The 12204-nt window shown below is 70.1% G+C and carries 9 protein-coding genes and 3 pseudogenes; 4 read left to right on the top strand and 8 right to left on the bottom strand.

Translation table 11 applies throughout. From position 1 onward, the window contains the following. Nucleotides 1-115: 115 nt before the first annotated feature. Together AC5WRT_RS11395 and AC5WRT_RS11390 are read right to left on the bottom strand one after the other, a co-directional pair. On the bottom strand, nucleotides 116-1651 hold the full coding sequence (locus AC5WRT_RS11395) for an MFS transporter (RefSeq protein ID WP_496092861.1): 1536 nt from the start codon (nucleotides 1649-1651) through the stop codon (nucleotides 116-118). A 632-nt stretch (nucleotides 1652-2283) separates the two neighbouring features. Next, nucleotides 2284-2526: pseudogene (locus AC5WRT_RS11390) on the bottom strand (long-chain fatty acid--CoA ligase); the annotation flags it as partial. On the opposite strand from AC5WRT_RS11390, the gene AC5WRT_RS11385 reads away from it, so the two are divergent. Then, nucleotides 2476-2886 carry a TetR-type transcription factor C-terminal domain-containing protein gene (locus tag AC5WRT_RS11385; RefSeq protein WP_496092860.1) on the top strand — a complete coding sequence of 137 codons (411 nt, stop codon included), beginning with the start codon at nucleotides 2476-2478 and terminating at the stop codon, nucleotides 2884-2886. The pseudogene AC5WRT_RS11390 and the gene AC5WRT_RS11385 sit on opposite strands and share 51 nt — an antisense overlap. 18 nt (nucleotides 2887-2904) lie before the next feature. Here AC5WRT_RS11385 and AC5WRT_RS11380 read toward each other — a convergent pair whose 3' ends face one another. From AC5WRT_RS11380 to AC5WRT_RS11370, 3 genes are all read right to left on the bottom strand, one after another. Then, the gene (locus AC5WRT_RS11380) at nucleotides 2905-3531 is read right to left on the bottom strand and encodes a hypothetical protein (RefSeq protein ID WP_496092859.1); all 627 of its coding nucleotides are present in this window, start codon (nucleotides 3529-3531) and stop codon (nucleotides 2905-2907) included. Between the two features lie 121 nt (nucleotides 3532-3652). After that, a complete protein-coding gene (locus tag AC5WRT_RS11375; protein WP_496092895.1) occupies nucleotides 3653-3913 on the bottom strand; it encodes a DUF6000 family protein in 261 nt (86 codons plus the stop codon). Nucleotides 3914-4789: 876 nt separating this feature from the next. Continuing rightward, the gene (locus tag AC5WRT_RS11370; protein WP_496092858.1) at nucleotides 4790-5212 is read right to left on the bottom strand and encodes a secondary thiamine-phosphate synthase enzyme YjbQ; all 423 of its coding nucleotides are present in this window, start codon (nucleotides 5210-5212) and stop codon (nucleotides 4790-4792) included. Between the two features lie 74 nt (nucleotides 5213-5286). Between AC5WRT_RS11370 and AC5WRT_RS11365 the strand changes: the two are divergent. Beyond that, nucleotides 5287-5544: pseudogene (locus tag AC5WRT_RS11365) on the top strand (hypothetical protein); the annotation flags it as partial. Nucleotides 5545-5962: 418 nt separating this feature from the next. Continuing rightward, nucleotides 5963-7042, top strand: coding sequence for an NAD(P)-binding domain-containing protein (locus AC5WRT_RS11360; RefSeq protein ID WP_496092857.1), 1080 nt, complete (start codon nucleotides 5963-5965; stop codon nucleotides 7040-7042). A 12-nt stretch (nucleotides 7043-7054) separates the two neighbouring features. Here the strand turns inward: AC5WRT_RS11360 and mltG are convergent, their stop codons facing one another. Both mltG and AC5WRT_RS11350 read right to left on the bottom strand, forming a co-directional pair. Next, on the bottom strand, nucleotides 7055-7921 hold the full coding sequence (mltG, locus tag AC5WRT_RS11355; RefSeq protein ID WP_496100184.1) for an endolytic transglycosylase MltG: 867 nt from the start codon (nucleotides 7919-7921) through the stop codon (nucleotides 7055-7057). Nucleotides 7922-7984: 63 nt separating this feature from the next. After that, nucleotides 7985-9793 (bottom strand): ABC transporter ATP-binding protein, encoded by a 1809-nt coding sequence (locus tag AC5WRT_RS11350; protein ID WP_496100183.1) that lies wholly within the window; start codon nucleotides 9791-9793, stop codon nucleotides 7985-7987. A gap of 114 nt (nucleotides 9794-9907) precedes the next feature. Here AC5WRT_RS11350 and AC5WRT_RS11345 point away from each other — a divergent pair, with 114 nt between their 5' ends. Further along, complete coding sequence (locus AC5WRT_RS11345; RefSeq protein WP_496092854.1) at nucleotides 9908-10357, top strand: MarR family winged helix-turn-helix transcriptional regulator; 450 nt, start codon at nucleotides 9908-9910, stop codon at nucleotides 10355-10357. Nucleotides 10358-10477: 120 nt separating this feature from the next. Here AC5WRT_RS11345 and AC5WRT_RS11340 read toward each other — a convergent pair. Then, nucleotides 10478-12092: pseudogene (locus tag AC5WRT_RS11340) on the bottom strand (peptide-N4-asparagine amidase). Nucleotides 12093-12204: the final 112 nt, after the last annotated feature.

Raw genomic sequence — 12204 nt, 5'->3', positions numbered from 1 at the left:
GCCGGCGCCACCGTAGGTGCGCGCCGTCCGGGAGAGAGGCCGCTTGCTGCGCACTCGCCTCCGGCACCGGGTGGCTCTGTGCCGAGGCCGACGCTCCCCCTGGCCTGAGCGAGCCTCAGGGTCCGGGCCTCTTGTGGCGAGGCATCAGTACAAGGGCCACCGCCGCCACGACGAGCGGCAGCACGCTGACCGAGAGCATGGTGAGCCGAAGTCCGTCGGCGAAGTCCAGCCCCAGCTCCAGTCCTGAGGCCTGCCGGAGCAGGTTCGGATCGTACGCGCTGCCACCCGGGCTCTGGGCCATCCCGCTGCGCACGGCGTCCACGGCCTGTTCGGCCTTCCTCGCCGACAGATCGCGTGACTTCGCGTCCGCCAGCCACTGCCGCTGGAAAAAGAGGTTGAAAAGCAGAAGGTAGACGGTGGGCCCGAACGCGGAGCCGGTCATCGCGAAGGCCATCTGAACGGAGGCCACCGTGCCGGAACGCCCGGGCGGCGCCTGGGAGAGGACCGTCTCGGACACCGAGGTGGAGGTGACCAACGAGCCGAGATTGCACAGCCACGTGGCCACCACGAGCAGCCACACCGCCATCGCCGGGCCCATGGTGCCCGCCAGCAGCAGCCCACTGGCCGCCATCACCAGCAGGCCGGTGACCATCACCGGCCGCGGGGTGTGCTTCCCCACCAGGCGCCCGGCCAGGATGACGGCACCGGCGATCAGGAGTGTACCGGGCAGATACAGCAGGCCGATGGCCTCGGGGGACAGTGACAGCACGATGCTCCCGAACTGTCCCAGGACGATGCCGAGTCCGGCGGCGAGGAAGTTCAGCGTGAGGGTCGCCGCCAGCGCCACGCCGAACGGTCTGCTCCGGAACAACTCCACGTCCAGGGCGGGCTCAGGAGCGCGACGTTCGTGGAGCACGAAAAGCACAGCGACGACCGTGCTGATCACCAGCGGCACCCAGGTCTCGGCCCGGGAGACGCCGTTCTGCGCCGCCGCGAGGCCGACGACGAGGGCCAGCAGGGCGGTCCCGATCATCGTCACGCCGGCCGCGTCCAGGTGACGGCCCTTCTGGAGGGGTGACTCCGGCACGCACCGGGCCGTCAGCCAGAGCGAGACCAGGCACAGCAGTGGGGCGATCAGGAACAGGGACCGCCAGCCGACGGCCGCCACCATCCAGCCCGTGAACGCGGGGACCACCCCGCAGAGGGTCATCGTGACGGCCATCAGGATGCCGATGCCCACCGGCCTCTTCTCCGGCGGTACCGCCACTTTCAGCAGGGCCAAGGGCACTCCGAGCAGCGCTGTCATCCCCAGACCGTCCAACAGGCGCATGGCCAGCAGGAAGCGATAGCCGGAGGAGAGCATGGAGAGCAGGTCGACGACGGTGACGACGACAAGTCCCAGCATCAGCAGTCGCTTGAGGCCGACGATGTCCCCGAGGCTGCCCGCGGCGAGGACGGCGGCGGCCATCACCAGGGTCGCCGCTCCGCTCAGCAGGCCGAGGACCTGCGGCGGTACATGAAGGGCCCGGCTCACCTGGGGAAGATTCAGGCTGAGCACCAGCGGGTCGACGACCGTGACCGTGAAGGCGAGAGCGAGACCGAGGATGATCGGCAGGGTCCTGACGTTGGTGCGTGGCCCGGCCGTCGGCACCGCAACACCTCCCGCACTCCTGCCTGGCATGCCGGTCGACGCTAACCCGTCCGGCACATGCCGTCAGACTCCCCCGGACCGACACGCGCGGACGTCCGGCGTTCGGGTCAGTCGAGGCCTGCCGCGCCATGCAGGCTCGTCACCGGTCCGATCACGAGCGCGGCGACGGTCCGCGAGCCCTCGGCCGCCCGGTCCGCCTCGCACAGGCCAATGCGTGGCGGCCCTGCATCGCAGGGTGAGCGAGGCCCAGGACAGGCACCCGCACGCGAGATGCCGACGCACCGGCCGACAACCGTGCTCGCCCGCTCACCGAGGCGAAGGACTGGTAGTCCTCTGCCGCCTGCGCCGAGGACTTCCCCGGTTCGTACCCTCCGGTTGCCGTCTGGCCGGAGCTCAACGAGAACACCGGCGGTGGCGTGCGGACGAGGGCGATCGCATCGCGCGCGGGGGTCCAGAACTGGGGGGTGTAGCCGGTGTTTCCGGTACCCGGCGCCGCAGGGACGTAGGTGCCCAGGTCGAACAGTGGTGCGCGAAGTCCGCTGGGCGGGGTCTGGCCGGAGTACGGGCAGCAGGAGGCCGCGGGCACCGGGCCCGACGTGCCGACGGTGGCGGGCACATCGACCGAGAGAGCGCTCGTGGAGCACTTCCTCGATCTCTCGGGGACAGACGTTGTACCCACCCCGTATGATCATGTCCTTGATGCGGTCCACGATCCGGAAGTGACCGTCGGGGTCCTTCACCCCGATGTCGCCGGTGCGCAGCCAGCCGTCGGCGATCGTCTCGGCGGTGGCTTCGGGACGCCGCCAATAGCCCTTCATCACGTTGTGGCCGCGGACCTCGATCTCCTCCGGCTCGCCGTCGGGAAGTTCAGTGCCGTCCGGGCCCGTCACGCGCATGACCCGCTGCTGGCCGCGGTGACCAACGACGAACTGCAGGGACTCTCCCCCGAGCTCGCGGCTCCGGCACTGAAACTGCGGGCGGAGTGCCACCAGATGCTGCTCGACGTACTGGAACGCCGAGTCAGAGACGGGCACTTCGCCCTGCCGGACATCCTCATGGCCGCCGGTGCCATCGGGGCGATGGGCCTGCGGGTGGCCTACTGGTTCGGCCCGGACCAGCCGTACACCCGCGAGCAGGTCGCCGACGCCTACGCGGAATTCGCGCTGCGCCTGGCCTGCGCCCGCCGAGCCGGCCAGGGTTCGAACCACGCGTGCACGACACCGCCGGCCGGCTGATGAGATCGCATGGAAGCCTCAGACGTGCATCTGTTCGTCGGACGCCGTGCGGTGGCCTCCGTACGAGGTGACCAACGCGTCAGCGACGGCCGCCGCATCCGCGTCGGCTACGTCCGCCGGGTACTCCGGCAGAAGGTCGTCCCAGACGGGCATCCACGACCCGTAGAGCTGGGACTGGCCCTCGGGCCGGGCGAAGAACCAGATGTGCAAGTGTGCAGCCCCGTCCCCGATCCGGTAGACATGGGCTCGGGAGATGTGCGGCAGTGCCTGCACGTGGCGGACGATGTGAGTGGTGAGCACCCCGAGTTCGGCGGCCATGTCGTCGGACAGATCGGCCATGTCGAAGTGATCCCGGGAGTACAGCATCAGCACCAACGGCACACCGACACCCGTGACCCGGGCCAGTCGCCATCGTTCGTCGAACCAGATGCCTTCGTCCCGGGCGCGGCACACGTCGCAGTTCGCCGGGTCCTCACCGTGCCGCTCCGGCTCGGGCAGAACGGGTGGGCGCAGCGGCGCGACACGAAGTCCCTCGGGCTCGAACGGGCTTATGTCCCAACTGGTCATCCGTGCCAGCGGAAGCCGAAGCTCACCGTCCGCAGCCGTACGTGCGTGGTCGTAGAACTCATCAGGTCGCAAGGCCATGACCGGAGACTAACGTGGCCCACAGGAGCCCTCACCTGCCGGACGCATCCCAGATCGTGCCGGGAGCCACGGGGACAGGACACTCGGCGGTGACCAGCCCGGTTGTGCGGCGGGGTCGTCGTCACGCTGCCGCGCAACTCCGGGCGCTCTCACCGGCGAAGACGCAGAGCCGGCCGATGAACTCCCGGTAGCTCTCGGGGGCGTCGTGGCCCCTGCTGGGCCGTCCGTCGATCCACTGCTGCCAGAGGCCGTCCGGAGTCAGGAACCTGGCCGCCCGGTCGGCGCCGAGCCGGGCGTCGAGCAGCAGCAGCGTGCCGAGGGCCACTGCCTGGTCGTGGTCGAGGTGGAGGCAGAGCAGGCAGCGCTCGAGGTAAGCGACCAGGAGGTCGGCGTCGGCAGAGGTGCCGAAGGTGGCGAGCGCGACGCTGGTCGCGCATCGACAACGTCTACTTCAGCTGCGACCTGGACGCCACGCGGAAGATCGGCTTCGATGACGTCTTCCAGTACGAGGACTTCCAGAAGCCGCTGGACCAGCGCCGGATCCATATCGAGCAGATCCACCCGGAGCTGGGCGCGAGCGCATACGAAGTCTGGGAGACGAAGCCCGACCGGCACGCCTACTGATTCCGTGTCGCCGAATCTCGACGGTGCTTGCCGAAGAAGCGGTCGCCGGAGCGAGTTGGTCCGGATTCCTACACCACTTGGCGGGACACCATCGCGATCGTGGTCGGGCGCGTCCCCCCGGGCACTTTCGAGCCGGCGGTGGCCACCGCGCGTGCGCACAGCGAATCGTTGAGCACACGCACCGGCGGCATCGCACAGCCAGCCAGACGTCGAGCGCCGCCTCCCGCTGCCGGGTCAGCCCGTCCCCGGGGCGTTCCGGCATGCCGACACGCACGGACACATCTGCGGATGCCGTCAGGCCGAAGGTGCCCGACTCGACGGCGGAGCCGCCGTTCCGGAAGCCCGCCCGGCACTGGAGGCCTCGGGCGTGGCCGATGACGGAGGTCTCGGGGGGAGCCAGAAACCCGCTCCCCAAGCCCACCCAGATCGCCCGGTCACCGCACCCAAGGACCTGACCGGGCATACCGCCGAGCAACCGCTGTGGTGCACGAACGAACCTCGCTCGGAACGAAGTTCGTGGGTTCACATCCCGTCATCCGGCCACGCAGGGAAACCTGACACACTGAGCCGATCACCACGGGCCCGGCGGCATTCGGTGCGGCCGGAAGTCGACGCCGCGGTTCCGGCACATGGATCAGCCCAGGAAGCTCAGCCGCACCTGACGGTTGGCATTGTCCCTGTTCGTGTCGACCAGGCAGACCGACTGCCAGGTGCCCAGTTCAAGGCGGCCGCCGATCACCGGGAGGGTCGCGTGGGGCGGGACGATGGCCGGCAGGACGTGGTCGCGGCCGTGGCCGGGGCTGCCGTGGCGGTGCTGCCAGCGGTCGTCGGCGGGGAGCAGGGTGTGCAGGGCGGCGAGGAGGTCGTCGTCGCTGCCGGCGCCCGTCTCGATGAGGGCGATCCCGGCAGTGGCGTGCGGGACGAAGATGTTGAGCAGGCCGTCGCGGCCGGCCGCCGCCTCGCGCAGGAACTCCTCGCAGTCGGCGGTGAGGTCCACCACGCGTTCCCGGGAGCCGGTGGTGACGTTCAGCATTCGGGTGGTGAAGGCTTCTGGCATGCCCCCATCCTGACCCACGCCCGGGGTTTCACACCCCGCGGCGCGATTGCCCCGGCGAGACGAACGGTCCACCCGTGCCGTCCGTCGCTCTCATCCCTCTGTTCATCATCTGGTTCGGGCATCGGTGAGGCCCGAAGATCGCCATCCTCACGCTCGGTGTGACCTTCCCGCTCCATCTCGACGTGTACGCCGGGATCCGCGGGGTCGACGCCCAGGCGTACTGGTTCGGTGAGGGCGTGATCCCGGAAGTGTCCGCACGCGGTCTGCCGGCTCGTACGACGGCAGCGGCGGCCGGGAGCGGCGCGCCGCTGCTGGTGTCCAGCGGACGCTGAACCGGGCGGGCGGGGCGGGGTGCCGGGCCTCGGGACGATCCACACCCCGCGCCGCGGCTTCGGCTCCGGCTCCGGCTCCGGCTCCGGCTCCGGACCGGTAGTTCCGGCTTTGGCCTCTGGCCACCGGACCACGGCTGCGGATTGCCGGCGTGCGGGTTTGCGGCTCCGGCCGCCGGTTCCTCACTCGGGACTCCGGTCGACGAGCTGCGACCTGCGGTCTGAGGCTGCTGTCGGCTTCGGCGTCGGGCTGCGGGCTGCCGATCTCCCGAGCCCTGGCTCCGGCCTCGATCCCCCCGCTCCCAGGCTCCCGGACTCCGATGTCGCCTCGGTGCCCCGACTCTGTGGCTCGGGAGCCCCCGGGCTGTGCGGCTCACCGGATCCTGGGAAGATCCACCCTCGATTCCCAGTTAGTAGAAGCGTGAACGAATTGCGTGAGATCGAGGTCGTCGTCATCGGCGCCGGTCAGGCCGGGCTGTCCAGTGCCTATCATCTGCGGCGCACCGGATTCGAGCCGGACCGCGACTTCGTGGTCCTCGACCACTCCCCCGCGCCGGGCGGCGCCTGGCAGTTCCGGTGGTCCTCGCTGACGTACGGCAAGGTGCACGGTATGCACGCGCTGCCCGGGATGGAGCTGACCGACGCCGATCCCGCGCGGCCCTCGGCGAAGGTGATCGGTGAGTACTTCGACCGGTACGAGCGCACCTTCGACCTGCGCGTACACCGTCCCGTCGACGTGCGGGCGGTACGCGAAGGAGATGAGGGGCGGCTGCTCGTGGAGACCTCGGACGACACCTGGTCGACGCGGGCGCTGATCAACGCGACGGGCACCTGGGACCGGCCTTTCTGGCCGCGCCATCCAGGTCAGGAAACCTTCCGCGGGCGGCAGTTGCACACCGCGCAGTACGCCGGGCCGGAGGAGTTCGCCGGCAAGCGGGTCGTCGTCGTGGGCGGCGGCGCCTCGGGCACGCAGCACCTGTTGGAGCTGGCCCCGTACGCGGCCGCGACCACCTGGGTCACCCGGCGGCCTCCGGTGTTCCGCGAGGGACCGTTCGACGAGGACGCGGGCCGCGCGGCCGTCGCGTTGGTCGAGGAGCGGGTGCGCCAGGGGCTGCCGCCGCGCAGTGTGGTCTCGGTCACCGGGCTGCCCCTCAACGACGCGGTACGGCAGGGGCTCGCGGACGGTGTCCTGAACCGGCAGCCGATGTTCGACCGGATCACTCCGGACGGCGTGACATGGGCCGACGGCCGGCACGTCACCGCCGACGTCATCCTCTGGGCAACCGGGTTCCGGGCCGCACTGGACCATCTGCGTCCGCTGCGGCTGCGGGAACCGGGCGGCGGCATCAGGGTCGAGGGCACCCGCGCGGTGGCCGACCCGCGCGTCCATCTCGTCGGCTACGGGCCATCGGCCAGCACCATCGGCGCCAACCGGGCGGGCCGCGCGGCCGTCCGGGACATAAGGCGGCTGCTGGCACAGGACCAGCCCGTCGCCGCATGACGTGCCGCCGGCTCAGCCAGCCGAGGACGGCTGCGCGGCCGGACTCCGCCGCCCGCGCTGTTGGAGGGCGTTGAACTCCGCCACGTTGCGCAGGTGCGTCGCGTAGTCGGAGGTGAAGCGGGTGTCTCCCGGCCGGACAGTTACGAAGTAGAGCCAGTCGCCGGACGTCGGATCGAGCGCTGCGCGCATCGCCTGCTCGCCGGGGTTGTCGATCGGTGTGGGCGGAAGGCCCCTGCGCTGGTAGGAGTTGTACGGGTTGTCGATGCGGGTGTCCTCCTGGCTGGTACGGACGGTACTGCGGCTCAGCGCGTAGTTGATCGTCGAGTCCATCTGCAGGGGCATTCCGCGCTCCAGCCGGTTGTAGACGACCCGGGCGACCTTGCCCATGTCCGTCGTGGTCGCGGCTTCGGCCTGGACGATGCTGGCGATGGTGACGACCTGGTAGACCTTCATCGTTTTGCGCTGTGCCCCGGCCGCGACCGGCGCCGCGTCGAACTTGTCCCTGGCCGTGTCGACCATGGAACGCAGCACGGACTCGGGCGTTGCTCCCCTCCGAAGGCGATAGGTCGCCGGGAAGAGATAGCCCTCCGGGTTTCCCGCGGCGTCACTCGGCAGCTTCAGGCCGGCTCTTCCGACGGACTGGCGCGTGCGGCCGGGAGGCAGCCCGAGGGCCTTGTCGATCGCGTCGTACACCTGGCTCGCGCGCCGGCCCTCCGGGACGACCAGCGTGACGGTCCGCTCCTGCCCGGCTCCGCGGTTCAGCGTCAGCAGCGCCATCGCCACGGCGGCGCCCGTCACGACGACGCCGGCCACGACGAGGGCGAGCCTTCCCCGGTGTGTCGGTCGAATCCTGCTCCCTGGCGGAATCTTCGTCTGCATGCCGGAACGATAATATGTATAAGCGCATAAACCCGGCATATATTCAGCTCGCTGGTCGCAGCGTCAACTCGCCGGTTCCAGCTGTGCGTCCCGGCGCACCAGCGCGGCATACTTCCCGTCCTGTTCCAGCAGTTCCTCGTGGCTGCCGCGTTCGGCCACCCGTCCGGATTCGAGGACCACGATCTGGTCGGCGCCGCGGATCGTGGACAGGCGGTGGGCGATGGTGATCGTCGTCCGGTCGGCCGACAGGGCGTCGATGGCCTCCTGGACGGCGGCCTCCGTGCGGGTGTCGAGCGCGCTCGTCGCCTCGTCGAGGAGGAGGACCGGCGGATCGCGCAGGATCGTGCGGGCTATCGCGAGTCGTTGCTTCTCACCGCCGGAGAAGCGGTGACCGCGTTCACCGACGACCGTCTCGTAACCGTCGGGCAGCGCGGCGATGTGGTCGTGGATCTGCGCCGCTCTGGCCGCGGCCCGCAGTTCCTCGTCGGTGGCGTCCGGTTTGGCGAAGCGGAGATTGTCGGCGACCGAGGCGTGGAAGAGGTACGTCTCCTGCGAGACGACGCCGACCGCTCGGGCGAGGGTGTCGAAGTCGAGGTCCCGGACGTCGACGCCGTCCAGGGTGACGCGGCCGCCCGTGACGTCGTAGAGCCGGGGCACCAGATAGCCGAGTGTGGACTTGCCTGCGCCGGTCGGGCCGACGACGGCGAGGCTGCCGCCCGCGGGAACGACGACGTCGATGCCGTCGAGGACGGGGCGCGCCGTGTCGTCGTTGTCGTAGCGGAACTCGGCGCCTTCGAAGCGGACTTCGCCCTTGATCTGGTCGAGGTGGACCGGCCGCTCACGCTCGGTGATGTCGATGGGCAGATCGAGATATTCGAAGATGCGCTGGAAGAGCGCGAGGGAGGTCTGGATCTGGACGCCGGTGGCGAGCAGGCTCACGGCCGGGCGGAACAGTCCCTGCTGAAGCGAGACGAAGGCGACGATGGTGCCCAGTGAAACCTCGGGGCCGCCGAACTGGATGGCCAGGCCCGCTGTCCAGTAGATGACGGCAGGCATCGCGGCCATGACGATCGTGATCACGGCCATGCGCCAGCGCCCGGCCATGTTCGACTTCACTTCCAGGTCGACCAGGCGCTCGGACTCCTCGGCGAAGGACGCGGTGAGCGAGTCGGAGCGGCCCATGGTGCGGCCGAGCAGGATGCCGCTGACCGAGAGCGACTCGGTGACGGTGGCCGCCATCGCGGCCATCTGCTTCTGCCGCTGCGTGGTGATCTTCTTGCGTTCGTTGCCGACGCGGCGGCTGATCCACACGAACACCGGCAGCAGGAGCAGCGAGACGATCGTGAGCCGCCAGTCGAGGGCGACCATGGCGACGATCGTGGCGACGACGCTCGTGGCGTTGGAGACCAGGGAGGTGGCCGTCGATGTGACGGTGGCCTGCATGCCCCCGATGTCGTTGGCGATCCGGGACTGCACCTCGCCGGTGCGCGTGCGTGTGAAGAACGCGAGCGACATGCGCTGCAACCGGCCGTAGACAGCGGTGCGCAGGTCGTGCATGACGCGCTGGCCGACGGTGGTCGAGATCAGCGTTTGAAGCACGCCGAAAACGCTGGAGAGGACGGCGCTGAGGATCATGCCGAGCGCGAGCAGGCTGAGCAGGCCGGTGCGGCCGCGGGGGATCGCGACGTCCAGGGTCTCCTTGAGCAGGAACGGCGTGGCCACCGAGACCAGCGAGGAGGCGCCGACCAGCAGGCCGACGATCGCGAGCCGCCCACGGTAGGGACGGAAGAGTTTCAGGATGCGGCGCACCTGCCGGGGCTGTTCGTTGGCGTCGGCAGGCGGGGTCCAGGACGGTGCGCGGTCGGGGTGCATGGGCTCCTACGGAGGTGAACGGGCGCCGGTCAGGGGTCGGCCGACGATGACGAACGGATCGTAGCTCATTGTTACCTATACTCACAATGAACGGCACCCTGATATTGTTCCCGCATGAGCTCCCCCGATCCCGACGGCCTGCTCGCCGAGCAGTTGCTGCGGCTGACCCGCCGGGTGCACCGCATCCAAAAACGCCATCTGGAACGGAACGACGTGGGTGTCACCCCGGCCCAGTCCCGGCTGCTGCGCACGCTCGCGCACTATGCCTCGCCCCCGCGCATGGCCGATCTCGCCGAGCACCTGGAAGTGGTGCCGCGCGCGGTGACGACGCTGGTCGACGGGCTGGAGGCGAGCGGGAAGGTGCGGCGGGTGCCGGATCCGGCGAACCGACGGGTGACACGCATCGAGCTGACGGACGAGGGCCGTACGACCCTGCGTGAGCTGCGCGGCGCCCGCCGCTCGGCGGCCGAGGAGATCCTCGCGCCGCTGACCGAGAAGGAGCGCCAGATGCTCGGCGTCCTGCTCGAGACCCTGATCGAGGGGGACGGTGCAAAGAGCTACTGAGCCCCAGCGGGCCGCGCACCACCCCGGTGCACGGCTCGGCGCCGCAGGTTCCGTCCGCATGCGGACCATGTCACTGCCGTGTCCGTCGCAGCGCGCGCCACGCGCCCCGCACGGCCGTGCTCAACAGCGCTCGCGGTCCTCCGTCAAAGCTCCCTGAACCGTGCTCAGCGAACGGTCGTAGCAGCCGTCGGAGCCGTCGGAGCCGTACAGCCGGTAGCGCTCGCTCGATGTGCCGACCGCGTGCCGCTGGTCGCGCGGGACGTTGATCGTGAACGCGGCGTCGCCGCTGTAGGTGTCGTCGAGACGCGACCACGCGGTACGCCGGCCGTCCCGCAGTTCCGCGACCGACGCGCGGTCGCCGAGGGTGAGTACGGTGCGCCGGTCGTCCGTGCCGATGGTCGTCGCGGCGTTCATGGTGTATGTCCGGTGGGTGTGCGTCGACCGCCTGGGGCCGCCTCCCCCGACGGCGACCCTCTGGTCGTCGGTCCAGGTCGCGTCCAGTCCGTCCGTGTTCTCGCCGTCGGTCCAGCGGTGGACGGAGGTGTTGGCGAGCGTTCGGACGACGGTGGTGGTGACGCGGCCGTGCGAGGTCTCGAGGTATCCGGAGACGGTGAGCCGGTGTCCGGCCACGGTGTCGACACGGTTCTGCGAACCGGGCGTGCAAGTCGAGGAGTTGGCGATGTCCGTCGCCTTGTCCTCGGTCAACGCTCCCGTCACCCGCGCGCGGTGGGCGTCCTGCCAGACCAGCACGTTCACCGGCGCGCTCCAGCCCTGCCGGCCCGCGGGCACCCCGACGACGGAGACCTCGACGCGGTGCGGACCGCCGTCGTCGAGCAGGCCCGCGAAGGGCGTGAGGTCGTAGGTGAGCGGCCGGACGTCGAAGGCACTGGGCGCCGGAATCACGTACCAGAGGAACGGATTGGACCAGCCGCCGGTCCAGACGTTCGGGAACGGTGCGGCGAGTCCGGCGAGCCGGCCGTCGACCTTGATCTGCACCTCGCGGTAGGGGCCGTGATCGGCCTTGCAGGAGTACGACGCCGGGTCCGCCACGGTCAGGTACCAGAATTCCTCGCAGCCGCCGCCCGAACCGGTCGCGTAGACCTCGGCGACGATCCGCTCGCTGTTGCGCGGCGCGGTGAGGGTCGTACCGTCGGGTGTGTCGGCGAGGGTGAGAACGCGGTCGGGGGTCCGCTCCGTGGGGCGGCCCGCGTAGAAGGTCAGGGTGACGTCGACGTCGATCACGCCGGTGCAGGTGTCGTCGACGACGTTGCCGATCAGCATCTCGACGTCCTGCGGGCTGCGGAACGTGTCACTGTAGCGGGTGACGTCCTTCTCGACGTGCCACTCTATGCCGTCGGGCGAAGGTTCCGGGGTGGAGGTGCGCAGGATCTCGACCCCGCCGACGTGCAGATAGCCGAGGCGGTCGTACTGACGGCCCTTCACCTTGCCGTCGAGCCGCAGGACGACCTTGCTCCATCGGTCGCCGCACCCCTGGGGCGGGCTGTATGCGCCCCGGTAGGGCGTGAAGTCGCGGAACTGTGCGTCGGCGAGCGTGACCTGGCACGACTTGTTGTGCGGCCGCTCGACGGGTGGCGCCGCCGTGACCGGGTCGTGCCAGTCGGTGCCGAACTCAGCCGGGACGTCGGCCGCTTGGGCCACGGCGGCTCCCGTGCCGAAGAACGCTCACCAGGAGGGTCGCTCCGGCGAGCATGGACATGACCATTCCTCTTCTCATGGCCGGTGTTCTACGGAGAGTCGGGGCCCGCCGCAATGACGCGTCCGGAGAAGGGCGCAATCGGTGTCCCGGTCGGGTCGTGTGCGTCGCGCTCCTGCGCTCGGTGCCGGGC

The organism is Streptomyces sp. NTD91 (assembly GCF_059510455.1).
This window is presented reverse-complemented; position numbering and strand designations above follow the sequence as displayed.

Coding starts and splice junctions, on each gene's coding strand:
- AC5WRT_RS11380 (WP_496092859.1), bottom strand. CDS start 3,531: ATGGCCTTGCGACCTGATGAGTTCTACGACCACGCACGTACGGCTGCG.
- AC5WRT_RS11370 (WP_496092858.1), bottom strand. CDS start 5,212: ATGCCAGAAGCCTTCACCACCCGAATGCTGAACGTCACCACCGGCTCC.
- mltG (WP_496100184.1), bottom strand. CDS start 7,921: ATGCAGACGAAGATTCCGCCAGGGAGCAGGATTCGACCGACACACCGG.
- AC5WRT_RS11350 (WP_496100183.1), bottom strand. CDS start 9,793: ATGCACCCCGACCGCGCACCGTCCTGGACCCCGCCTGCCGACGCCAAC.
- AC5WRT_RS11345 (WP_496092854.1), top strand. CDS start 9,908: ATGAGCTCCCCCGATCCCGACGGCCTGCTCGCCGAGCAGTTGCTGCGG.